This is a genomic window from Escherichia albertii NBRC 107761 = DSM 17582, assembly GCF_000759775.1.
In the GTDB taxonomy this organism is placed as follows: Bacteria; Pseudomonadota; Gammaproteobacteria; order Enterobacterales; family Enterobacteriaceae; genus Escherichia; species Escherichia albertii.
Genome location: NZ_BBMY01000039.1, coordinates 11,979 through 34,116, shown reverse-complemented (window position 1 = coordinate 34,116; position 22,138 = coordinate 11,979). Strand labels below are relative to the sequence as shown.

At 50.1% G+C, this 22,138-nt stretch carries 21 protein-coding genes and 1 pseudogene; 13 read left to right on the top strand and 9 right to left on the bottom strand.

Annotated elements, in window-relative coordinates; translation table 11 throughout:
- Positions 1-140: 140 nt before the first annotated feature.
- Positions 141-1,271: a hypothetical protein gene (locus EA14781_RS09390; RefSeq protein ID WP_000105540.1), complete on the top strand. Its 1,131-nt coding sequence runs from the start codon at positions 141-143 to the stop codon at positions 1,269-1,271.
- A gap of 163 nt (positions 1,272-1,434) precedes the next feature.
- Here the strand turns inward: EA14781_RS09390 and kdsA are convergent, their stop codons facing one another.
- Genes kdsA through hemA form a run of 6 tightly spaced genes read right to left on the bottom strand, consistent with a single transcriptional unit; the run spans position 1,435 to position 6,740 of the window.
- A complete protein-coding gene (gene kdsA, locus EA14781_RS09385) occupies positions 1,435-2,289 on the bottom strand; it encodes a 3-deoxy-8-phosphooctulonate synthase (protein ID WP_000811072.1) in 855 nt (284 codons plus the stop codon).
- A gap of 35 nt (positions 2,290-2,324) precedes the next feature.
- Positions 2,325-3,134, bottom strand: a complete 810-nt coding sequence (gene sirB1 / locus EA14781_RS09380; protein ID WP_001257036.1) for an invasion regulator SirB1 — start codon at positions 3,132-3,134, stop codon at positions 2,325-2,327.
- 3 nt (positions 3,135-3,137) lie between these two features.
- Positions 3,138-3,530 (bottom strand): invasion regulator SirB2, encoded by a 393-nt coding sequence (sirB2, locus tag EA14781_RS09375; RefSeq protein ID WP_000202422.1) that lies wholly within the window; start codon positions 3,528-3,530, stop codon positions 3,138-3,140.
- Positions 3,527-4,360, bottom strand: a complete 834-nt coding sequence (gene prmC / locus EA14781_RS09370; protein ID WP_000456445.1) for a peptide chain release factor N(5)-glutamine methyltransferase — start codon at positions 4,358-4,360, stop codon at positions 3,527-3,529. The genes sirB2 and prmC overlap by 4 nt, the downstream gene beginning before the upstream one ends.
- Positions 4,360-5,442, bottom strand: coding sequence for a peptide chain release factor 1 (gene prfA, locus EA14781_RS09365; protein WP_000804712.1), 1,083 nt, complete (start codon positions 5,440-5,442; stop codon positions 4,360-4,362). The genes prmC and prfA overlap by 1 nt, the downstream gene beginning before the upstream one ends.
- 41 nt (positions 5,443-5,483) lie before the next feature.
- Positions 5,484-6,740 carry a glutamyl-tRNA reductase gene (hemA, locus tag EA14781_RS09360; protein WP_002462052.1) on the bottom strand — a complete coding sequence of 419 codons (1,257 nt, stop codon included), beginning with the start codon at positions 6,738-6,740 and terminating at the stop codon, positions 5,484-5,486.
- Positions 6,741-6,953: 213 nt separating this feature from the next.
- Between hemA and lolB the strand changes: the two genes are divergently transcribed.
- From lolB to dauA, 4 genes are all read left to right on the top strand, one after another.
- Positions 6,954-7,577, top strand: a complete 624-nt coding sequence (lolB, locus tag EA14781_RS09355; protein ID WP_001130711.1) for a lipoprotein insertase outer membrane protein LolB — start codon at positions 6,954-6,956, stop codon at positions 7,575-7,577.
- Positions 7,577-8,428 carry a 4-(cytidine 5'-diphospho)-2-C-methyl-D-erythritol kinase gene (gene ispE, locus EA14781_RS09350; RefSeq protein ID WP_001260352.1) on the top strand — a complete coding sequence of 284 codons (852 nt, stop codon included), beginning with the start codon at positions 7,577-7,579 and terminating at the stop codon, positions 8,426-8,428. Before lolB ends, ispE begins: the two co-directional genes overlap by 1 nt.
- A 150-nt stretch (positions 8,429-8,578) precedes the next feature.
- Complete coding sequence (gene prs / locus EA14781_RS09345; protein ID WP_001298109.1) at positions 8,579-9,526, top strand: ribose-phosphate diphosphokinase; 948 nt, start codon at positions 8,579-8,581, stop codon at positions 9,524-9,526.
- Between the two features lie 124 nt (positions 9,527-9,650).
- Entirely contained in the window at positions 9,651-11,330 is a 1,680-nt protein-coding gene (gene dauA, locus EA14781_RS09340; protein WP_001033324.1) for a C4-dicarboxylic acid transporter DauA, read from the top strand.
- A 58-nt stretch (positions 11,331-11,388) separates the two neighbouring features.
- On the opposite strand, the gene ychH is transcribed toward dauA, so the two are convergent.
- Positions 11,389-11,667, bottom strand: a complete 279-nt coding sequence (ychH, locus tag EA14781_RS09335) for a stress-induced protein YchH (RefSeq protein WP_000823885.1) — start codon at positions 11,665-11,667, stop codon at positions 11,389-11,391.
- A 277-nt stretch (positions 11,668-11,944) separates the two neighbouring features.
- Here ychH and pth point away from each other — a divergent pair, with 277 nt between their 5' ends.
- The gene (gene pth, locus EA14781_RS09330; RefSeq protein WP_000152937.1) at positions 11,945-12,529 is read left to right on the top strand and encodes an aminoacyl-tRNA hydrolase; all 585 of its coding nucleotides are present in this window, start codon (positions 11,945-11,947) and stop codon (positions 12,527-12,529) included.
- Between the two features lie 116 nt (positions 12,530-12,645).
- Positions 12,646-13,737, top strand: a complete 1,092-nt coding sequence (gene ychF / locus EA14781_RS09325) for a redox-regulated ATPase YchF (RefSeq protein WP_000505869.1) — start codon at positions 12,646-12,648, stop codon at positions 13,735-13,737.
- 160 nt (positions 13,738-13,897) lie between these two features.
- Here ychF and EA14781_RS09320 read toward each other — a convergent pair.
- Positions 13,898-14,236, bottom strand: a pseudogene (locus tag EA14781_RS09320) (helix-turn-helix domain-containing protein); the annotation flags it as partial.
- A 193-nt stretch (positions 14,237-14,429) separates the two neighbouring features.
- Here EA14781_RS09320 and EA14781_RS09315 point away from each other — a divergent pair.
- Positions 14,430-16,121, top strand: a complete 1,692-nt coding sequence (locus EA14781_RS09315; RefSeq protein WP_000543067.1) for an alpha,alpha-trehalase — start codon at positions 14,430-14,432, stop codon at positions 16,119-16,121.
- A 74-nt stretch (positions 16,122-16,195) separates the two neighbouring features.
- Here EA14781_RS09315 and EA14781_RS26070 read toward each other — a convergent pair whose 3' ends face one another.
- Positions 16,196-16,597, bottom strand: coding sequence for a hypothetical protein (locus EA14781_RS26070; RefSeq protein ID WP_042326891.1), 402 nt, complete (start codon positions 16,595-16,597; stop codon positions 16,196-16,198).
- A gap of 1,081 nt (positions 16,598-17,678) precedes the next feature.
- Between EA14781_RS26070 and EA14781_RS09300 the strand changes: the two genes are divergently transcribed.
- Genes EA14781_RS09300 through modD form a run of 5 tightly spaced genes read left to right on the top strand, consistent with a single transcriptional unit; the run spans position 17,679 to position 22,115 of the window.
- Positions 17,679-18,701 (top strand): iron ABC transporter substrate-binding protein, encoded by a 1,023-nt coding sequence (locus EA14781_RS09300; RefSeq protein ID WP_000060156.1) that lies wholly within the window; start codon positions 17,679-17,681, stop codon positions 18,699-18,701.
- Entirely contained in the window at positions 18,701-19,687 is a 987-nt protein-coding gene (locus EA14781_RS09295; RefSeq protein ID WP_001258318.1) for a FecCD family ABC transporter permease, read from the top strand. Before EA14781_RS09300 ends, EA14781_RS09295 begins: the two co-directional genes overlap by 1 nt.
- Entirely contained in the window at positions 19,684-20,442 is a 759-nt protein-coding gene (locus EA14781_RS09290) for an ABC transporter ATP-binding protein (protein ID WP_000173906.1), read from the top strand. The genes EA14781_RS09295 and EA14781_RS09290 overlap by 4 nt, the downstream gene beginning before the upstream one ends.
- A gap of 9 nt (positions 20,443-20,451) precedes the next feature.
- Positions 20,452-21,264: a class I SAM-dependent methyltransferase gene (locus EA14781_RS09285; RefSeq protein ID WP_000904018.1), complete on the top strand. Its 813-nt coding sequence runs from the start codon at positions 20,452-20,454 to the stop codon at positions 21,262-21,264.
- A complete protein-coding gene (gene modD / locus EA14781_RS09280) occupies positions 21,261-22,115 on the top strand; it encodes a ModD protein (RefSeq protein ID WP_000576811.1) in 855 nt (284 codons plus the stop codon). The genes EA14781_RS09285 and modD overlap by 4 nt, the downstream gene beginning before the upstream one ends.
- The last annotated feature ends 23 nt before the right edge of the window (positions 22,116-22,138 follow it).

The window sequence follows — 22,138 nt, the reverse complement described above, 5'->3', positions numbered from 1 at the left end:
ATCTTCATAACCCGTTCCTTTCAGTTATATAAAGATTTGTTACTTTACGTTTTGAAAAGTTTCTTTATGTGAGTCTGCTCACACTACCTATCAAGAGTTACAGGGCAGAATCAACGACCTCTTGAAATCGTTGGTGGCTTATGTCGACACTATTTACAATTAATACCTGCAAAACGTTTGGTTGTCGCAATTTAGGGTTACCAACATCTGCTGATTACAGTTGGCCAGACTACAGGCTGGGATATCCAGCATTGCACTGCCAGGCATGTGGAAGTTACCCTCCCCTGTTTGATGGGCAACAATTTCGTGACTGGCTATCGGCATACTTAACTGCATATGCCTGTAAAACCGGTCTTTTTTGTCCCGTCTGTTACAGCAAAGAAATTATTTGCTATGGTCATAATCCACAGGGAACACAGCGCGTTCAGTGTCGCGTCTGCAAAAAAGTCTGGACGCCCAAACAGCTTTTACAAAGAGAAATAGCACCACCAGAACGAATTGAAACGGTTCCTCTTATTGTGCCTTTTCAAGGAGAGAGCGCGGGCCAGAAACTGTATGTTCTGCTCACCTTTGATACCGCGCGTGGCAATATTCTTCACCTCTCCACTAATTTTACTCAGCATCCGATCGGGGAAACGTTGCGTTATTGCTGGAAAGGACATGTTGAGCCTGATTTGCATCATAGTGACATCGTACAACGCGTTGATATGCGCAATACGCAATTTCTAAACCGCAGTCAGTTCGATGAAATTCAGTATGGAAGTGCGGTGCTCAAACGCAATGCCAGAGGTGCGATTCTGCGTCCGGTTATCGCTACGCACGGGCATTTTCGTTTACTGAGTATCCTCTATCCAGAGGTGAAGATACACGTCATTTCGCATGAATGCTTTCTTAGAGGCGCAGCCATTACTGCCTGGGCAGAGCAATTTCGCCAACGGCAGGGGGAGCTTTGGTTTGTAGAAGAGGAGATAAATGACAGTGACATTTATACGCCCTGGTATTTTCAGGGAATAACGTATCATGGCTGGTGGAAAAATCAGTGGCAACTATGGGTGCAAGAAAAGAATCGTAAAATGACCTGCCCATTAACAGGCGGAGATAATAATAATGCTAAAACGCTCTCTTTAGCAGCCAGCAGGCGCTTTATCCACACGATGCAAACAGCGCTTACCCACAACGCTCAATTATCTGCAGGGCATGTAACGCAAATACTGTTTTCCCTGGTACAGAGTTACAACAGTAAACTTACAGCAACGCCTTCTGGTCATTAATATTCGCCTTAATCTCCTCTGCAATAAGGCCCCGATCTACGTTCGTGTAACGCGAAAACGAACATCAGGCTACCGTAATGACAACTTACGGCCTTTCTGTATCTGACAGACATAAAAAAGCCCTACCAAATAGCGGTAAGGCTTTTGATTTCAAAACAAGAAATTACTTGCTGGTATCCAGCTCTTCGAAACCTTTAACCAGTTCGTCAATCGCTTTCATTTGCTTGAGGAACGGTTCCAGTTTTGCTAATGGCAGCGCGGATGGGCCGTCACATTTCGCGTGATCCGGGTCGGGATGCGCTTCAATGAACAGACCTGCCAGTCCCACAGCCATCCCCGCGCGCGCCAGTTCGGCAACCTGCGCACGACGACCGCCGGAAGCGGCGCCAAACGGATCGCGACATTGCAGCGCGTGGGTAACGTCGAAAATTACCGGGGCGTTACCGGATACTTTTTTCATCACGCTAAAGCCCAGCATGTCTACAACCAGGTTGTCGTAGCCGAAGTTAGCACCACGATCGCAAAGAATTACTTTTTCGTTGCCGCCTTCTTTGAATTTATCAACGATGTTACCCACCTGACCCGGGCTGACAAACTGCGGTTTCTTAACGTTAATTACCGCGCCAGTTTTAGCCATAGCTTCTACCAGGTCAGTCTGGCGAGCCAGAAACGCCGGAAGCTGGATCACATCAACCACATCAGCAACAGGTTGCGCCTGGCTTGGTTCGTGAACGTCAGTAATAATTTTCACACCAAACGTTTGTTTCAGCTCCTGGAAGATTTTCATCCCTTCCTCCAGTCCTGGCCCACGATAAGAGTGGATGGAGGAACGGTTGGCTTTGTCAAAAGAGGCTTTGAACACGTAAGGGATACCCAGTTTCTGGGTCACGGTTACGTAGTGTTCGCAAATGCGCATCGCCAGATCGCGAGACTCCAGCACGTTCATACCGCCAAACAGCACAAACGGCAGGTCATTTGCTACGTTGATGTCGCCAATGCTAACCACTTTTTGTTTCATAGGATCGCCTTAATCTTGAGTAAAATGTCGATTAATTAATGCAGCACAATATGTTTATGCGCGATGTTATTAATTTGCGCGCGAATCATTTCGCTGATCGGGTCTTCTGGACATTGTTCAACGAAATAACTTAAGTCATTCAGCGCAACGTGTTCGCAATCCAGTTGCGCGTAAATCAACCCGCGATCGCGTATTTCATACGGATCTTCCGGGTTAAATTGTAATAAAGCTTCGCTGGTACGTAGCGCCAGCTCCATCTGATTTTCTTCCATCAGCGATGCTTTGAGTGTATCCAGCAATTTGCGGATTACCTCAATATTATCGGCTTCATCAAGGTCTTCATAAAACAGCTCTGCGGACGGGCTAATATTTCCCTTCAGCCATACATCCAGCATATGCTCGCTTAATGATTCACCGTTGAAAGGGTTAATCAGCCAGATTTCACCGTCCGGGCATTCAATGCGCAATATAAGCTGCGTTGGGAAAATTACCGGCAATAAAGGCAAATCGAGACAGTTAGCGACCCACAATAAAATAGCGCCTAATGATACCGCACTACCCTGCCGATTTTTAAGCACCTGGTCCAGCCATAATGCATCGGAGAGACGATAAACCCCGCGCGAGGCTTTAAACCCCCACTCGCCGTAAAACAGCGCAATCAGTTTTTCCATCTGCTCTTCTAAAGGCAGAAGCGGACTAATTTCTTCCTTCGCCAGACTAACGAGACGCTCCAGTTCGTCGTAAACATCTTGCGAGGGAAAATCGCGGCGAATTGCTTCGCAAGCCAGGATCATGCCTTCGCACAACGGTGCTTTGTTAAATTCGAAATCAGCTAACGATCTCATGACTTACCCCAGTAACGGTACTTTTGTGGTGGCGAGTTTAATGATGATGTACAGCACCACCAGCGCCAGCGGGAAGGCAATGATGCGCACCTGCTGACTGTGCACCCGACGGTAATCGAGTGCAATAAAACCCAAAACGATGTAAATGATAACTCCAAACAGCTTTTCAGTCAGCCATTCAGCCTGCCCGGAAAATAGCAGGATGTGCGCTTTAGCCATCAACGCGATGCCGCTAAGCAATAACAGCGTGTCAATAACCGGCGGTACAATACGGGTCCAGCGAGCGCATGCTTGAGGATGCTCAGAATAACGTAGCCAGAAGCGCAGGGCCAGAAGTCCAACAGAAAGCACGATGCTAATAAGATGAACGCCTGGCAACGTGATGAGACTTGTCATCGATAATAGCGACCAAGCGTCACGCGCTCGTTACCACCGTAGTCACGACAGGTTTCAACTTCACAATATCCCGCCCGAATAAATGCCTGTCGCACCGCTTCGCCCTGCTGCCAACCGTGTTCCAGTAGCAGAAATCCGCCGGATACCAGCGCATTACGTGACTGTTCAATGATGTGTACGATATCCGCCATTCCACTATCCGCTGCAACCAGCGCCGACAACGGCTCAAAGCGAACATCGCCTTGTTGAAGATGAGGGTCTTGCTCATCAATGTACGGAGGATTACTGACAATCATTGCAAACTGCTGCCCAACAAGCGCGCTAAACCAGTCGCTTTGCAGAATGTGGATATTTTTGATCGCCAGATGCCGGGCATTGCGCTTTGCAAGCTCGACGGCATCCGGCATTCGATCAACCGCCGTAATATCACAATCCGTGCGCTCGCTGGCCAGTGCCAGGGCAATCGCCCCGGTGCCTGTACCGAGATCGAGAATGCGACAAGGCTGCTCAGGCAAACGTGCCAGCGCCTGTTCTACCAGACATTCAGTATCCGGGCGTGGAATTAAGGTCGCTGACGAAACAAATAGCCGCAACGACCAGAACTCACGCACACCGGTTAAATGGGCAACAGGTTCACCGACACGACGACGGGCTAACAACACGTCCAGTTGCTCACGCTGAGCGTCAGTCAGTTGCGTTTCACCAAAGGCGAGAATCCAGGTACGCCCTTTGCCGGTAACATGCTCCAGCAAAATTTCAGCGTCGCGCCGCGGACTCTCGCTCGACTGAAGTTGATTTATCGCTTCACGTAACCAGTGTTGATATTCCATTATTCCTGCTCAGACAATGCCGCCAGTTGGTCGGCCTGATGTTCCTGGACAATTGGCTCAATCAGCATATCCAGCTTACCTTCCATCACTTCATCCAGTCGGTAGAGCGTCAGGTTGATGCGGTGATCGGTGACGCGCCCCTGCGGAAAGTTGTATGTCCGGTTACGATCGCTGCGATCGCCGCTGCCCAACAGGTTACGACGGGTAGATGCTTCCGCCTGCTGGCGTTTCGCCATTTCTGCCGCATGAATACGTGCCCCCAGCACTGAAAGCGCTTTAGCTTTGTTTTTGTGCTGCGAACGTTCATCCTGACACTCAACAACAATGCCGGTCGGCAAGTGAGTAATACGGATTGCCGAATCGGTAGTGTTAACGTGCTGCCCCCCCGCTCCCGAAGAACGGAAGGTATCAATGCGCAAATCCGCCGGGTTAATATCCGGCAGTTCCGCTTCGGGCAGTTCCGGCATCACCGCGACAGTACAGGCGGAAGTGTGAATACGCCCCTGTGATTCTGTGGCCGGAACACGCTGCACGCGATGACCGCCAGATTCAAATTTCAGGCGGCCATACACACCGTCGCCGCTGATTTTGGCGATGATCTCTTTATAACCACCATGTTCGCCTTCACTGGCGCTCATAATTTCTACCTGCCAGCGACGAGTTTCCGCATAGCGGCTGTACATCCGAAACAGATCGCCAGCAAACAGCGCGGCTTCATCACCGCCGGTTCCGGCGCGTACTTCAAGAAAAGCATCGCGTTCGTCATCAGGATCTTTCGGCAGCAGAAGAACCTGTAACTGTTGCTCCAGTTGTTCGCTTTTCTCTTTTGCTTCACGCAGTTCATCCTGCGCCATTTCACGCATTTCAGGATCGTCGAGCATCATCTGTGCGGTTTCGATATCTTCCTGAACCTGTTGCCAGTCGGTAAAACAACGTGAAACATCACTTAACTGCGCATATTCACGTGATAACGCGCGAAAACGATCCTGGTCGGCGATGGTTTGCGCATCACCCAGCAGCGCCTGAACTTCTTCATGGCGTTCATGCAGGGCTTCCAGTTTGGCAACGATAGAAGGCTTCATAGGCGTAAATGCACCCTGTAAAAAAAGAAAATGGTGTGCTGCTACTCCAGCCCGAGGCTGTCGCGCAGAATATTCAGGCGTTCGTTATCCCCGTCACGGGCGGCCTGTTGAAGTGATTTCGTTGGTGCATGGATCAGGCGGTTAGTCAGTTTCCATGCCAGATCCTGCATAATGGTTTGCGCATCACCGCCCTGTTCAAGGGCCGCTAGCGCTTTAGCGGTTAACTCATCACGAACCTGTTCTGCCTGGCTGCGATACTCGCGAATGGTTTCACTGGCGCTTTGTGAACGCAACCACGCCATAAATTCGCTGGCCTCCTGGGCGACGATAGTCTCCGCCTCCACGGCAGCCGCTTTCCGTTGCGCCAGGTTGTGCGAAATAATGCTTTGTAGATCATCAACGCTGTAAAGGTAGGCATTCGCCAGTTTGCCGACTTCCGGCTCAACATCGCGCGGAACGGCAATATCCACCAGCAACATCGGTTGGTTGCGACGACTTTTTAAGGCACGCTCGACCATACCTTTACCAATAATCGGTAATGGGCTGGCGGTGGAACTAATGATGATATCGGCTTCACGCAGACGCTCATCAATATCACTCAAGGCAATCACTTCTGCACCGACTTCATCTGCCAGAATCTGCGCACGTTCGCGAGTGCGGTTGGCGATAATCATCTTCTGCACTTTGTGTTCACGCAGATGACGCGCCACCAGCTCGATGGTTTCGCCCGCGCCAACCAGTAATACTGTGACCGTAGAAAGCGATTCAAAAATCTGTCGCGCCAGCGTACAAGCGGCAAACGCAACAGAAACGGCGCTGGCGCCAATATCCGTTTCAGTACGGACGCGTTTCGCCACAGAGAATGATTTCTGGAACATGCGCTCCAGAGCACTGGCGTTCAGATGACCTTTATGCGAATCAGCAAAGGCTTTTTTCACCTGACCAAGAATTTGCGGTTCACCAAGAACCAGAGAATCCAGACCACTGGCTACGCGCATCAAATGACTGACTGCGTCGTTATCCTGATGCCAGTAGAGACTGTTGCGCAGATCTTCTTCGTTGAGATTATGGTAATCGCATAACCAACGAATCAGCGCCTCTTGCAGGTTATCCTGCTCTTCAACGCTAAGATAAAGTTCTGTGCGGTTACACGTTGAAAGCACCACGCCGCCCTGCACCATCGGCTGCGCGAGCAGGCTGTCCAGCGCCTCATCGAGCTTGTCCGGCGAAAACGAAACACGTTCTCGCAGCGATACAGGTGCCGTTTTATGGTTGATACCAAGTGCTAAAAGGGTCATGTCTGCGGGAAATAATACCAACGTTGATAGGGTTAGTCTGCTCGCATCATACAGGATGCGCGAGATCAATAAAAGAGAGCGCCTCCTTTTGGAGTAATTACCTAAACCCGTTAGATTCTGGTAATTAAGACAACTTGAACATAGACGATAGCGGGCGGTAACGCTAGCATTAAGAGTTATAACTGCAACGAATCTCAAGGACTTGTCATCATTATGCCCCTGCCCGAATTTCGCCTTATCCACCTGCTGCCGCTGGCGGCTCTTGTGCTCACCGCCTGTTCCGTTACTACGCCAAAAGGTCCCGGTAAAAGCCCGGATTCACCACAGTGGCGTCAGCATCAGCAAGAAGTACGTAATCTTAATCAATATCAGACGCGCGGTGCATTTGCGTATATTTCCGATCAGCAGAAAGTGTATGCCCGCTTCTTCTGGCAACAAACTGGTCAGGATCGCTACCGTCTGCTGCTGACTAACCCATTGGGCAGCACCGAGCTGGAGCTGAATGCGCAACCGGGTAATGTACAGTTAGTCGACAATAAAGGTCAGCGTTACACCGCTGATGACGCCGAAGAAATGATTGGCAAACTCACCGGAATGCCGATTCCGCTTAACAGTCTGCGGCAGTGGATTCTGGGTTTACCCGGCGATGCGACCGACTACAAACTGGACGATCAATATCGTCTGAGTGAAATTACCTATAGCCAGAATGGCAAAAACTGGAAAGTTGTGTACGGCGGTTATGACACCAAAACGCAACCAGCAATGCCAGCCAATATGGAACTGACTGAAGGCGGTCAGCGCATCAAATTAAAAATGGATAACTGGATAGTGAAATAATGCGGACTCAGTGGCCCTCTCCGGCAAAACTCAATCTGTTTTTATACATTACCGGTCAGCGTGCGGACGGTTACCACACGCTGCAGACGTTATTTCAATTTCTTGATTACGGCGACACTATCAGTATTGAACCTCGCTACGACGGAGAGATTCGCCTGTTAACACCCGTTGCGGGAGTGGCGGATGAAGATAACCTGATCGTGCGAGCAGCGCGGTTGCTGATGAAAACAGCGGCTGCCAGCGGGCGACTTCCGGCGGGAAGCGGTGCAAATATCAGCATTGAAAAACGTTTGCCAATGGGCGGCGGTCTGGGCGGCGGCTCGTCTAATGCAGCCACCGTTCTGGTGGCGCTGAATCAGCTCTGGCAGTGTGGGCTAAGCGTTGATGAGCTGGCAGAAATCGGCCTGACGCTGGGCGCGGATGTACCCGTGTTTGTCCGCGGACATGCTGCTTTTGCCGAAGGGGTTGGCGAAATTTTAACGCCGGCGAATCCGCCAGAGAAGTGGTACCTGGTAGCGCACCCTGGTGTGAGTATTCCTACGCCAGTGATTTTTAAAGATCCTGAACTCCCCCGCAACACGCCAAAAAGGTCAATAGAAACGTTGCTAAAATGTGAATTCAGCAATGATTGCGAGGTTATCGCAAGAAAACGTTTTCGCGAGGTTGATGCGGCGCTTTCCTGGCTGTTAGAATACGCCCCGTCGCGCCTGACTGGGACAGGGGCCTGTGTCTTTGCTGAATTTGATACAGAGTCTGAAGCCCGCCAGGTGCTAGAGCAAGTCCCGGAATGGCTCAATGCCTTTGTGGCGAAAGGTGCAAATCTTTCCCCATTGCACAAAGCCATGCTTTAAGCCGGGCAAGCTGAGTTTCGGTGACAACGTCACCTTGTTCCAGACGTTGCATCGCGCTCTTTAATACACCGCCTGGAAAGAGTACTGCCTGGCCCGCACAGTTTTCGGCAGATTCTTTCCACCAATGGACGCATGCCTGAGGTTCTTCTCGTGCCTGATATGAAGCTTTTTGCTGGTAACGCCACCCCGGAACTAGCACAACGTATTGCCAACCGCCTGTACACTTCACTCGGCGACGCCGCTGTAGGTCGCTTTAGCGACGGCGAAGTCAGCGTACAAATCAACGAAAATGTACGCGGTGGTGATATTTTCATCATCCAGTCCACTTGTGCCCCTACTAACGACAACCTGATGGAATTAGTCGTTATGGTTGATGCCCTGCGTCGTGCTTCCGCAGGTCGTATCACCGCTGTTATCCCCTACTTTGGCTATGCGCGCCAGGACCGCCGCGTCCGCTCCGCTCGTGTACCAATCACTGCGAAAGTGGTTGCAGATTTCCTCTCCAGCGTCGGTGTTGACCGTGTGCTGACTGTGGATCTGCACGCTGAGCAGATTCAGGGTTTCTTCGACGTTCCTGTTGATAACGTATTTGGTAGCCCGATCCTGCTGGAAGACATGCTGCAGCTGAATCTGGATAACCCGATTGTGGTTTCTCCAGACATCGGCGGCGTTGTGCGTGCCCGCGCTATCGCTAAGCTACTGAACGATACCGATATGGCAATCATCGATAAACGTCGTCCACGTGCGAACGTTTCTCAGGTGATGCATATCATCGGTGACGTTGCAGGTCGTGACTGCGTACTGGTCGATGACATGATCGACACTGGCGGTACGCTGTGTAAAGCTGCTGAAGCCCTGAAAGAACGTGGTGCTAAACGTGTATTTGCGTACGCGACACACCCGATCTTCTCTGGCAATGCAGCGAACAATCTGCGTAACTCTGTAATTGATGAAGTCGTTGTCTGCGATACCATTCCGCTGAGCGATGAAATCAAATCACTGCCGAACGTGCGTACTCTGACTCTGTCAGGTATGCTGGCCGAAGCGATTCGTCGTATCAGCAACGAAGAATCGATTTCTGCTATGTTCGAACACTAATCGAACCCGGCTCAAAGACCCGCTGCGGCGGGTTTTTTTGTCTGTAATATCCATTTGTATGACCTATGTCTCCTTCACCTGCCATTCAGTTGACAGATGATGCGCTCACGGATGAAACATTATTGTGAACAAAATATTCTCTCCACATGTGATGCCTTTCCGCGCTCTCATCGACGCTTGCTGGAAAGAAAAATATACCGCTGCACGCTTTACCCGTGACCTGATAGCCGGGATAACCGTCGGGATTATTGCTATCCCGCTGGCAATGGCGTTGGCAATTGGCAGTGGCGTTGCTCCGCAGTACGGTTTATATACCGCCGCTGTTGCGGGGATTGTTATTGCTCTGACAGGCGGGTCGCGCTTTAGCGTCTCCGGTCCGACTGCGGCATTTGTGGTCATTCTCTATCCCGTTTCGCAACAGTTTGGCCTGGCAGGACTCCTGGTTGCGACGTTACTGTCAGGGATCTTTTTGATTCTGATGGGGCTGGCACGCTTCGGTCGCCTGATTGAGTATATTCCGGTTTCCGTCACCTTAGGTTTCACCTCGGGTATCGGGATCACCATCGGTACTATGCAGATTAAAGATTTTCTCGGTCTGCAAATGGCCCATGTCCCGGAACATTATCTCCAGAAAGTCGGGGCATTATTTATGGCGCTACCGACCATTAACGTGGGCGATGCGGCCATTGGGGTCGTAACGCTTGGGGTTCTGGTTTTCTGGCCGCGCCTGGGCATTCGTTTACCGGGCCATCTTCCGGCATTGCTGGCGGGTTGCGCGGTCATGGGGATTGTTAATCTGCTTGGCGGACACGTTGCCACTATCGGTTCACAATTCCACTACATACTGGCCGATGGTTCCCAGGGTAACGGGATCCCACAACTACTGCCACAACTGGTACTGCCGTGGGACCTCCCTAATTCAGAATTCACGCTAAGCTGGAACTCCATTCGTACTCTGCTGCCTGCGGCATTTTCCATGGCAATGCTCGGAGCGATCGAATCTCTGCTCTGTGCCGTGGTACTGGATGGTATGACCGGAACTAAGCACAAAGCGAACAGCGAACTGGTCGGTCAGGGACTAGGGAATATTATCGCCCCGTTCTTTGGCGGCATCACCGCTACTGCTGCAATCGCTCGTTCTGCCGCTAACGTTCGCGCCGGTGCGACCTCGCCTATCTCGGCGGTGATTCACTCTATTCTGGTTATTCTCGCCCTGCTGGTACTGGCTCCGCTGCTCTCCTGGCTACCACTTTCTGCAATGGCTGCCCTGCTGTTGATGGTAGCGTGGAATATGAGTGAAGCGCATAAAGTGATCGATTTGCTACGCCATGCACCGAAAGATGACATTATCGTCATGCTGTTATGTATGTCGTTAACCGTGCTGTTTGATATGGTTATCGCTATCAGCGTGGGGATTGTTCTGGCATCGTTGCTGTTTATGCGCCGCATCGCCCGCATGACGCGTCTGGCGCCGATAGCTGCAGATGTTCCTGATGATGTGCTGGTATTGCGCGTTATCGGTCCGCTGTTTTTCGCTGCGGCTGAAGGTTTATTCACTGACTTAGAATCTCGCATTGAAGGTAAGCGCGTTGTTATTTTGAAATGGGATGCGGTGCCGGTTCTGGATGCCGGGGGACTTGATGCGTTCCAGCGCTTTGTGAAACGCCTGCCGCAAGGATGTGAACTACGCGTTTGTAATGTAGAATTCCAGCCGCTGCGTACAATGGCTCGCGCCGGTATTCAACCGATTCCGGGACGTCTGACATTCTTCCCGAATCGCAGTGCAGCGATGGCTGATTTGTAAAAAGGTATGAAGTTGACCAGTCAGCGCAAACTGACTGGTCAGAAAACTGCATTACTTGCTAACTATGACGGCGATTGTCACTACGGCGGCAACGTTTGTCATAGTGGCGAACCCACCAGTAACGATCGCACACCTGTTCATGCCCACCGACACGGGCACCCGCCAGCCAGAGAATGGCACCGACGAAAATACTCAGCACTGCGCCATGTGCAAAATACTGTGGCATATTAAACTGCGGTAGCTGGTTGAGAATTGAATATCCCACACCGACCACCATGACCACCAGACCCAACCCCATAAGCACGTTACCGAGCAGCGAAGCGTTTTTGCGTTTCATATGTCACCTCCGGAACTTTCTGGGTTGTAACAGGGACTTCCCCCTCATCCTTATGAGTAAAGTATAGGCAACCCTCTGAGGCTTATGTGCGCTCATGATCACAATTACAACCCTTATTTCAACAAAACTTTACAAATAACTGTCTGAACACCCTGACTTTCTAATAATCTATAAAAGCAATTATTTCGTTATCTGCGTTTAACTCGCTGTTTTTTGTCAAGCGGGGCCACAACCAGTAAACTACGCGCCAGTTATGTACTCACTCAGGACAAAAAACGTGACGATTAAATTGATTGTCGGACTGGCGAACCCCGGCGCTGAATACGCCGCAACGCGACATAATGCTGGCGCCTGGTTCGTTGACTTACTGGCGGAGCGCTTACGCGCCCCCTTACGGGAAGAAGCTAAATTCTTCGGTTATACCTCACGAGTCACTCTCGGAGGTGAAGATGTCCGCCTGTTAGTTCCGACCACATTTATGAATCTCAGCGGCAAAGCCGTCGCTGCGATGGCCAGTTTCTTCCGTATCAACCCGGATGAAATTTTGGTTGCGCACGACGAACTGGATTTGCCCCCTGGCGTTGCCAAATTTAAATTGGGCGGCGGCCATGGTGGTCACAATGGACTGAAGGACATCATCAGTAAATTGGGTAATAACCCTAACTTTCACCGTTTACGCATCGGAATTGGTCATCCGGGCGATAAAAACAAAGTTGTCGGTTTTGTCCTGGGCAAACCGCCTGTTAGTGAACAGAAGTTAATTGATGAAGCCATCGACGAAGCGGCACGTTGTACCGAAATGTGGTTTACAGAGGGTTTGACCAAAGCAACGAACCGATTGCACGCCTTTAAGGCGCAATAAGTCGTTGTCTGCGGCATTTTTGCCGAGTGCCGTGTATAATAGGCAAAGTTATTTCCATTTCTGCAATCTGTTTACAATAACAGGTTGATTATTAAGATATTAAGGTGATTTAAATCATGGGATTCAAATGCGGTATCGTCGGTTTGCCCAACGTCGGGAAATCCACCCTGTTCAACGCGCTGACCAAAGCCGGTATTGAAGCGGCCAACTTTCCATTCTGCACTATCGAGCCGAACACAGGCGTCGTGCCAATGCCCGACCCACGCCTGGATCAACTGGCTGAAATCGTAAAACCGCAGCGTACGCTTCCCACTACCATGGAATTTGTCGATATCGCCGGTCTGGTAAAAGGCGCCTCGAAAGGTGAAGGTCTGGGTAACCAGTTCCTGACAAACATTCGTGAAACCGAAGCGATCGGTCACGTTGTTCGCTGCTTTGAAAATGACAACATCATTCACGTTTCCGGCAAAGTTAATCCGGCAGATGATATTGAAGTTATCAATACCGAGCTGGCACTGGCGGATCTCGACACCTGTGAACGCGCGATTCACCGCGTACAGAAGAAAGCCAAAGGCGGCGATAAAGACGCGAAAGCCGAACTGGCGGTACTGGAAAAATGCCTGCCGCAACTGGAAAACGCAGGCATGTTGCGCGCACTGGATTTAAGCGCAGAAGAAAAAGCGGCTATTCGTTATTTGAGCTTCCTGACGCTGAAACCAACGATGTACATCGCCAACGTCAACGAAGACGGTTTTGAAAACAACCCGTATCTCGATCAGGTACGTGAAATCGCTGCGAAAGAAGGTTCCGTTGTCGTTCCGGTTTGTGCTGCGGTTGAAGCAGACATTGCTGAACTGGACGACGAAGAACGCGAAGAGTTTATGCAAGAGCTGGGACTGGAAGAGCCGGGGCTGAACCGCGTGATTCGTGCCGGTTATAAACTACTGAACCTGCAGACCTACTTCACTGCTGGGGTGAAAGAAGTACGTGCATGGACTATTCCGGTTGGCGCAACCGCACCGCAGGCTGCTGGCAAAATCCACACCGATTTTGAAAAAGGCTTTATCCGCGCACAAACCATCTCGTTTGAAGATTTCATCACTTACAAAGGTGAACAAGGCGCGAAAGAAGCAGGCAAAATGCGGGCAGAAGGTAAAGAGTACATCGTAAAAGACGGCGATGTAATGAACTTCCTGTTCAACGTCTAATAGCCGCCCGTTATCTCGGGAATATCGCTATTCATTAGCCATTATGTGTGCTGCACATAATGGCTTTTTTGTAGCGGTAACAATGCATTATGCAGTTCTGACATTCAGTAAAAGACGGCATTTATTGCCCTGCTATAGTTGGAGGGTAATGACTCTCCCGCTATCTCCTTCGCTTAAACTGACTGACATCAATGCCGTGCTGCTTCATTTTTCGCCACAGGGTCGTACGGCCGCTCCCAAGTAAAGCCGACATTTCCTGAATACGACCGCCTGCAACCTGTGCAGCGTTAATAATCGCCTCCTTTTCGATTTCCGCAAATGACAGACTGGTGGAAAGGTGTGTCGCGCTGACATCCTCTGTCGCCTGCTCGGTAAACAGATGTTCAGGCAAATCACTGACACGAATGCGCCCGTTATCGCTACTCAGCGCAAGATTCTCGATGACGCTATAAAGCTCAAAATCGTTGCCAGGCCATGCACAGGAAACCAGGCGAGATACAACCGGAAGAGACATTAACACTGGATGTAAAAGCGCAACAATTCAGGCATCAGCGTTAAATCGGTTTCTCGATCAGATTTGTCTGCCAGTTCGCAGAATAAGCTTTCAATCATGCTCTTACGGCGATCCTGAACTAAGGTTTTCTGATGCCTGAATACCGTTTTGTTCGGTATCGCCAAAGGAGAAATGATTGATGCACGCACTTGCCCCTCCTCACCCACAAAAAATAGCGTTAATTTCTGCCAGCATTTTATTATGTTTATCTGCGTTCCCGGCGCAGGCAGAAGAAATTGCAGTTACCCCGCAACCTCCTGATATTTTGTTGGGACCGCTGTTTAATGATGTGCAAAACGCCAAACTTTTTCCCGATCAAAAAACGTTTGCCGACGCCGTGCCAAACAGCGATCCGTTAATGATCCTCGCCGATTATCGGATGCAGCAAAATCAAAGCGGATTTGATCTACGCCATTTCGTTAACGTCAACTTCACCCTGCCAAAAGAAGGGGAAAAATATGTTCCCCCGAAAGGACAATCATTACGTGCACACATCAATGGATTATGGTCGGTGTTAACTCATTCAACCGAAAATACCGACAAATGGGATTCTCTTCTACCGTTGCCACACCCCTATGTCGTGCCGGGAGGACGTTTTCGGGAAGTGTATTACTGGGACAGTTACTTCACTATGCTGGGCCTTGCCGAAAGCGGTCACTGGGATAAAGTGGCCGATATGGTGGCGAATTTCGGTTATGAAATTGATACGTATGGGCACATTCCAAACGGCAACCGTAGCTACTATTTGAGCCGTTCACAACCACCGTTCTTTGCGCTGATGGTGGAGTTACTGGCACAACATGACGGTGACACTGTATTAAAACAATATCTGCCGCAACTGCAAAAAGAGTATGCCTGGTGGATGGACGGTATTGAAGACCTGCAAGCCGGACAACAGGAAAAACGGGCGGTAAAACTTAAAGGCGGCACCATCCTTAACCGCTACTGGGATGATCGTGATACACCGCGTCCAGAGTCATGGGTAGAAGATATTGCCACAGCCAAAAGTAATCCGAACCGCCCTGCCCCGGAAATCTACCGTGACCTGCGCTCTGCTGCCGCATCTGGCTGGGATTTCAGTTCTCGCTGGATGGACAATCCGCAGCAGCTAAATACTTTACGCACCACCAGCATCGTACCCGTCGATCTCAATAGTCTGATGTATAAAATGGAGAAAATCCTTGCCCGCGCCAGCAAAGCTGCCGGAGATAGCGCGCTAGCCAGCCAGTATGACACTCTCGCTCATGCCCGCCAGAAAGGGATCGAAAAATATCTGTGGAACGCCCAACAAGGCTGGTATGCCGATTACGATCTGAAGAGTAATAAAGTTCGCAATCAATTAACCGCCGCCGCTCTGTTCCCGCTTTATGTCAATGTCGCGGCAAAAGATCGTGCCGACAAAATGGCAACCGCAACCAGGACGCATCTGCTGCAACCCGGTGGACTGAACACCACGTCGGTGAAAAGTGGACAGCAATGGGATGCGCTAAATGGCTGGGCACCGTTGCAATGGGTTGCCACAGAAGGATTGCAAAACTATGGACAGAAAGAGGTAGCAATGGACATTAGCTGGCTTTTTCTGAGCAATGTTCAGCACACTTATGATCGGGAGAAAAAACTGGTGGAGAAATATGATGTCAGTACCACCGGAACAGGTGGTGGTGGCGGTGAATATCCATTGCAGGATGGTTTTGGCTGGACCAACGGTGTGACGCTGAAAATGCTGGATTTGATCTGCCCAAAAGAGCAACCGTGTGACAATGTTCCGGCAAGACCGCTCCATGAATCAACACAACAGTCCACAACTAAAGCGGCAAGATCCGCACATTAACGGTCTTTTCTCCTGATAACGTCATACCTCTGGATGATGTTATCAGGATGAATACGACGGCCTCTCCCCTTTTTCTACACGGAGGGTTTTTCAACTCCCGGCGGGAAAAATTGGCCAAAAGTCTGCCACACATGATTGCCGAAGATAGCATCATTTCTTCGGGTAAAAGTTTCATTATCCTGTGTCGTTGTTTTACATCTGCGTTGGCTATACAAAGCATCGATCGCTTCCTGAATATTATTACTATGATCGTTCATTAACATCTTTTTGGTTTCAGGTGCTAAATTAATAATGACATAATCCAGACACGCCAAAGAATTTAGCAACCAACAGAGAAAGTCAGTCCATTCATCTTCAGATAATTGTTGAATCGCCCGCGGAGGGCTTTGGGTTAATCTGGAATAAGGGCTTATCAACTCCAGGTAATCAATTAGCGAAGATAACCCAATTTCGCTATTCTGGTCGCTGTTAGTCAGTAAATGACTACAGCCCAACACATCTATTTTTTGAACTACCCTAAATATAATGAGGCAATGATGAAAAAACGATTCTTTCGTTTTTTCAGGAAAGTGGGTTATTTCGCTAAGGAAATCGTTTAGCCAACTCCGAAGCGGTAAGAGTCGTTGATGATGCAAGGTTTCGACACAACGAACAGGAGGTGCAAGCGTGATATGTTCATCAGGATGTTGTGTATTATATTCTGTACTTCCTTCCTGCTGTTGTTGCTTCCCAAATTGCCACTGTTGGAACAATTGGCTTGCAGCAAGCCCTGTCGTTGTCCATCGCAACGAACTTATCCCTTGAGAAAGTTCGTTTTTCGGCAATAGTTCTGGTTTCACTCGCCCAATCACAGGGAATTTGACCTGAACGAGAAATGCATTGATAAAATGGAGAATATTATCGTTACTACACCCTGCACTTAATAGTTGCAACTCATCGTCGTTCGGCGATGCTTTAATAATTCTGTTACCATACATATCACTATCAAAAAAAAGAGTAAACATCATGTTTTTGTAGCTATTATCGTCACTTTTGCTGCATGTTTTGATAAACACACCCAGTAAATTTCCATCCCTCAGACAATAAATGTTTTCATTGTTGTTGATGACGCTAATAATGTCTTTCTTAAAATGCTCAAAATCTTGTCGTTGAAATTTTCTATTATGCTGCTTACTATCCGCAAGTGGTGAGTCTGTACGGCTACAACATAGGCTTTGAATAACCCTCCGCATTCTTTTCACCTCCGTTAACAGTATATTCACTACGATGAAACGGGAGGATGCTGATATTCTTCTCTGTGAGATATCAAAAATCGCTTATTATAAAAACAGATAACTTCAATATCACGTAACAACAAGAGATAAAAAAACATTATTCAGCCATGAATTATTAATTTATTTAAATATATTTATCCCCATGGTTATTGCCGACAGTTTTATCGACCTTTCTGAAGCTGTGACATCGCTATGTTTTCATTAGATAAACTTTGATATGGGACATGATTTTTTGCGATGTATATGTAAATATATAGCGATTTTGCTTTTCAGGATGTTACCTATGTCACTAACCAGACGGACATTTGCGCAGGCTCTTGCGTCCACTTTGCTTCTACACCCTCTACCGTCCTTTGCACAATCTGTTAAATTTTGGGCTTCGCTGACGCTTCCTGAAGCAAAAACCATTACGCGCATTGTCAGTGCTGGCGCGCCCGCCGATCTGCTGTTGCTGACTGTCGCACCAGAAAAACTGGTTGGTTTTTCCTCTTTTGATTTTGCCCGCCAGGCATCAATTCCATTACCTGACGCCATTCGCCAGTTGCCTAAACTCGGGCGGCTCGCCGGACGTGCCAGCACGCTCTCACTGGAAGGACTTATGGCGTTACGTCCCGATTTAGTGATTGATTGCGGCAATACCGACGAAACCTGGGTATCCCAGGCTCGCCAGATGAGTGAACAGACGCAAATCCCCTGGTTATTGCTCAGCGGTAAACTGGAACAGTCAGCAGAACAGATAGAGACGCTTGGAAAAATGTTAGGCGAAGAAAAGCGCGCTGCTGAACAAGCCGATCTTGCCCGTCGTTTTGTGAGTGATGCGCAAGCATTCGCCGCTTCGCCAGCCGCTCATATTCGCTTTTACGCCGCACGCGGTGCGCGAGGTCTGGAGACCGGCTTGCAAGGATCATTGCATACCGAAGCGGCAGAATTATTAGGCTTACACAATGTGGCGCAAATAGCCGATCGCCACGGACTGACGCAGGTTTCCATGGAGAATCTGCTACGCTGGCAACCGGACATTATTCTGGTTCAGGATAGCATCACCGCAGACTTTATCCGTAACGATCCGCTCTGGCAGGGAGTAAAGGCGGTTGTAGAAAAAAGAATCCTGTTTCTAAGCGGGTTACCTTTCGGCTGGCTGGACGCACCACCGGGTATCAACCGTCTTTTGGGATTGCGCAGGCTCCATGCCTGGCTTGATCCCGCAGTTAACAGCCAGTTTAAAAATGACATGCAACATTACGCCAGGCTGTTCTGGCATTGCACTCTCAGTGACACCAACTATCAAAAAATGGTGGCAAGCTGATGAGAACCGCAACCAGATCTGTTTTGCTTTTGCTTCTGGCTATCACGAGCATTATTTTCGCCGCCGCCAGCGGCGCTTATCATCTTGATCTACAGCAACTGCTGGCGGTCATTCTCCGTCATAGCGATGTGCCGTTGCGCGAGCAAATCGTTTTCTGGCAGATCCGCGTTCCACGCATTCTGGCTGCCCTGTTGCTGGGTGCTGCACTGGCTGGGGCCGGAACGACCTATCAGGGAATGTTCCGTAATCCCTTAGTGTCACCGGATATTCTGGGAGTTTCTGCCGGGGCGGGGCTGGGCGCCTGCGCGGCAATACTGTTCGGCCAGCCCACGGTTTACATCCAGCTATATGCATTTTGCGGCGGTCTGTTGGTGGTCGCGGGTGTCTGGTTAATTACACGTCGGGTTACTCGTCACGATCCGGTATTAACCCTGGTGCTGGTCGGCATTGCTCTGGGGACATTATGCGGTGCCGGCATTTCGCTGATTAAAACGTTAGCCGATCCCTATACCCAACTGCCTTCAATTACGTTCTGGTTACTGGGCGGGTTGTCTACCGTGACTCTACGTGATCTCTGCTATGTGGCACCGCTCATCCTGGCGGGGACTCTGCCCCTGCTTTTTCTCCGCTGGCGCATGAATTTACTCACGCTTTCCGACGATGAAGCCAGATCGCTGGGCCTGAATGTGCTACGCCTGCGCTTAGCATTGATTATTTGCGCCACGTTGATTACTGCCAGTACGGTCGCGATTGCGGGGATCATCGGTTGGGTCGGTCTGGTCGTTCCGCATATTGCTCGCTTGTTGATCGGACACAACCACCAGCAGCTTCTGCCTGTCGCGATGGGGACTGGCGCGATACTGCTCCTGCTCACCGACACACTCGCACGGAGTATCGGGACAACCGAAATCCCGCTTGGCATTCTGACGGCTTTTGTGGGCGCCCCCTTTTTCCTGCTTCTGTTGCTACGCGGAGGTCGCCAATGACTTTGCTTACCGTCCGTCACGCCTCGCTGGGTTATTTCCGTCAACCGGTACTACACGGTATTTCTTTCAGCTTGTCACAGGGATCAATTTGCTGTCTGTTAGGTGCCAATGGTTGCGGGAAAACAACGCTGATGCGCACCATTCTTGGTGCTATCCCTTTGTTAAGCGGCGAGATTTTGTTGGATGGCATATCCATTCAGAAAATGAGCCCTCGCCAGCGCGCGCAGTCCATTGCCTGGGTGCCTCAAGCCCAGGATGGTATTTTTGCCTTTAGCGTTCTGGATATGGTGCTGATGGGACTGGCGCCAGCCATGGGCGCTTTTGCTGTTCCCGGGAAGCGGGAACAAGTGATTGCCACTGAGCAACTGGACAAAATGGGGATTTCGCATCTGGCGGCAAGACGCTGGAATACCCTTAGCGGCGGTGAGCGTCAGTTAGCGTTGATCGCCCGCGCGTTGGTCCAACAGCCGCGCTTATTGTTACTGGATGAACCCGCATCCAGCCTCGATTTCGGTCATCAGATACAACTACTGGACACGCTGACCCAGCTAAAAAGCGGCGGCATGACCATGTTAATGTCGACCCATCACCCTCTGCATGCCAACGCCATTGCGGATAGCGTTATCCGAATTGAAACAGATGGTCATGTTTCTCAAGGCTTACCAACTGAGCAACTGACAACAGACAAACTGGCAACGCTGTACCGGGTTTCTGCCGACCAAATTCACCATCACCTATCTGCAATTAAACACTAAGGAAAAATCATGCTCATTGACGATATTAATTTTGCAGACCTTTATCTTCAGCAACTCAAACTGGCCCACCGCACAGAAAAGACGCCGGATCACTGGGATCAACGGGCAGAGAAAATGGCCGAGAATTGTGCCTCGCCAACAGACAGCTATTTACAACAACTGGTCGCCAAAATTGATCTACAAGGCGCAGAGTCACTATTTGATATGGGCTGTGGGCCGGGCACCGTATCACTGGCGCTGGCAGACAAACTCACGACGGTTTACGGCGTTGATTACAGTCAGGGAATGCTGAACGTTGCCGCACGCCGCGCTGCCGCGTTGAAGGCTGACAATGTGCACTGGGTTCAACGCGCCTGGGAAGAGAGCTGGAGCGACCTGCCACGCTGCGATATTGCCGTGGCCTCGCGTTCCACACTGGTAGCCGATATGCGCCAGGCAATGACCAAACTCAATAATCAGGCCCGACTGCGCGTCTACACCACTCATCTTGTCAGCACCTCATTCGTCTCCCCCGCCATTCAGCGGGCGGCAGGTCGGGAGGTGATCGAATTACCCAACTATATCTTTGCGCTCAACATCCTGTATCAGATGGGAATTTATGCTCATGTTGATTTTATTCGTGGGCAAAATTGCCAACAGGATAACAGCACATGGGAGCGTTTTGAGCAGAACGTTAGCTGGAGTCTTGGCGCACTCAATGACGATGAGCGCGAGCGGTTACATCGCTGGTATCACCAACATGATGTCCGCACTATCGCCCCAGCCAGTCGCGACTGGGCACTCATTTGGTGGGACAGTGTGCCGCAGGAGATGCTGCGATGATTTTTCTCTCTCAAGCGCAAATTGATGCATTACTTCTGGAAGATATCCAGGGTGGAGATCTGACCACACGAGCATTAGGTATCGGCAAACAGCCCGGCGCTATTGAGTTTTTTCACCGCCAGGGCGGCTGTGTCAGCGGAGTCGCCGTGGCGTGTAAGATGTTAACCACGCTGGGGCTGACCATTGATGACGCGGTCAGCGACGGTTCACAAGCGGATGCGGGTCAACGTTTAATTCATGCCCACGGCAACGCTGCTGCGCTTCATCAGGGATGGAAAGCCGTTCAGAACGTGCTGGAGTGGAGTTGCGGCGTTTCTGATTATCTCGCTCAAATGTTGATACAGCTTCGTGCTCGTTATCCTGATGGCAATATCGCCTGCACCCGAAAAGCCATTCCCGGAACCCGTTTACTGGCGACACAGGCTGTCATTGCTGCTGGCGGACTGATTCATCGCGCAGGGTGCGCGGAAACCGTATTGCTGTTCGCCAATCATCGTCGTTTTCTGGCCGATAATCAGGACTGGTCGGGCGCTATCGACCAGTTACGTCGCCACGCGCCAGAGAAAAAAATAGTTGTTGAAGCCGACACGCCGGAGGAAGCACTTGCTGCATTACGCGCACAACCAGATGTACTTCAGCTAGACAAATTTAGTCCAGCTCAGGCCGTTGAAATTGCGCAAATAGCGCCGTCGCTGGCGCCAAACTGTACGCTGGCGCTGACCGGTGGAATTAATTTACTGACACTCAAAAATTACCTCGACTGCGGCATCCGCCTTTTTATTACCTCTGCGCCTTATTACGCGTCCCCCGCTGACATCAAAGTCAAACTGAAGCCCGAAGACTCTTTTTAACCCATTGATAAACGGAATTTATT

What these genes read in the sequence shown, in the direction of transcription:
- EA14781_RS09390 (WP_000105540.1), top strand. Translation starts at nt 141, where the DNA reads ATGTCGACACTATTTACAATTAATACCTGCAAAACGTTTGGTTGTCGC.
- kdsA (WP_000811072.1), bottom strand. Translation starts at nt 2,289, where the DNA reads ATGAAACAAAAAGTGGTTAGCATTGGCGACATCAACGTAGCAAATGAC.
- sirB1 (WP_001257036.1), bottom strand. Translation starts at nt 3,134, where the DNA reads ATGAGATCGTTAGCTGATTTCGAATTTAACAAAGCACCGTTGTGCGAA.
- sirB2 (WP_000202422.1), bottom strand. Translation starts at nt 3,530, where the DNA reads ATGACAAGTCTCATCACGTTGCCAGGCGTTCATCTTATTAGCATCGTG.
- prmC (WP_000456445.1), bottom strand. Translation starts at nt 4,360, where the DNA reads ATGGAATATCAACACTGGTTACGTGAAGCGATAAATCAACTTCAGTCG.
- prfA (WP_000804712.1), bottom strand. Translation starts at nt 5,442, where the DNA reads ATGAAGCCTTCTATCGTTGCCAAACTGGAAGCCCTGCATGAACGCCAT.
- hemA (WP_002462052.1), bottom strand. Translation starts at nt 6,740, where the DNA reads ATGACCCTTTTAGCACTTGGTATCAACCATAAAACGGCACCTGTATCG.
- lolB (WP_001130711.1), top strand. Translation starts at nt 6,954, where the DNA reads ATGCCCCTGCCCGAATTTCGCCTTATCCACCTGCTGCCGCTGGCGGCT.
- ispE (WP_001260352.1), top strand. Translation starts at nt 7,577, where the DNA reads ATGCGGACTCAGTGGCCCTCTCCGGCAAAACTCAATCTGTTTTTATAC.
- ychH (WP_000823885.1), bottom strand. Translation starts at nt 11,667, where the DNA reads ATGAAACGCAAAAACGCTTCGCTGCTCGGTAACGTGCTTATGGGGTTG.
- ychF (WP_000505869.1), top strand. Translation starts at nt 12,646, where the DNA reads ATGGGATTCAAATGCGGTATCGTCGGTTTGCCCAACGTCGGGAAATCC.
- EA14781_RS09315 (WP_000543067.1), top strand. Translation starts at nt 14,430, where the DNA reads ATGCACGCACTTGCCCCTCCTCACCCACAAAAAATAGCGTTAATTTCT.
- EA14781_RS09300 (WP_000060156.1), top strand. Translation starts at nt 17,679, where the DNA reads ATGTCACTAACCAGACGGACATTTGCGCAGGCTCTTGCGTCCACTTTG.
- EA14781_RS09295 (WP_001258318.1), top strand. Translation starts at nt 18,701, where the DNA reads ATGAGAACCGCAACCAGATCTGTTTTGCTTTTGCTTCTGGCTATCACG.
- EA14781_RS09290 (WP_000173906.1), top strand. Translation starts at nt 19,684, where the DNA reads ATGACTTTGCTTACCGTCCGTCACGCCTCGCTGGGTTATTTCCGTCAA.
- EA14781_RS09285 (WP_000904018.1), top strand. Translation starts at nt 20,452, where the DNA reads ATGCTCATTGACGATATTAATTTTGCAGACCTTTATCTTCAGCAACTC.
- modD (WP_000576811.1), top strand. Translation starts at nt 21,261, where the DNA reads ATGATTTTTCTCTCTCAAGCGCAAATTGATGCATTACTTCTGGAAGAT.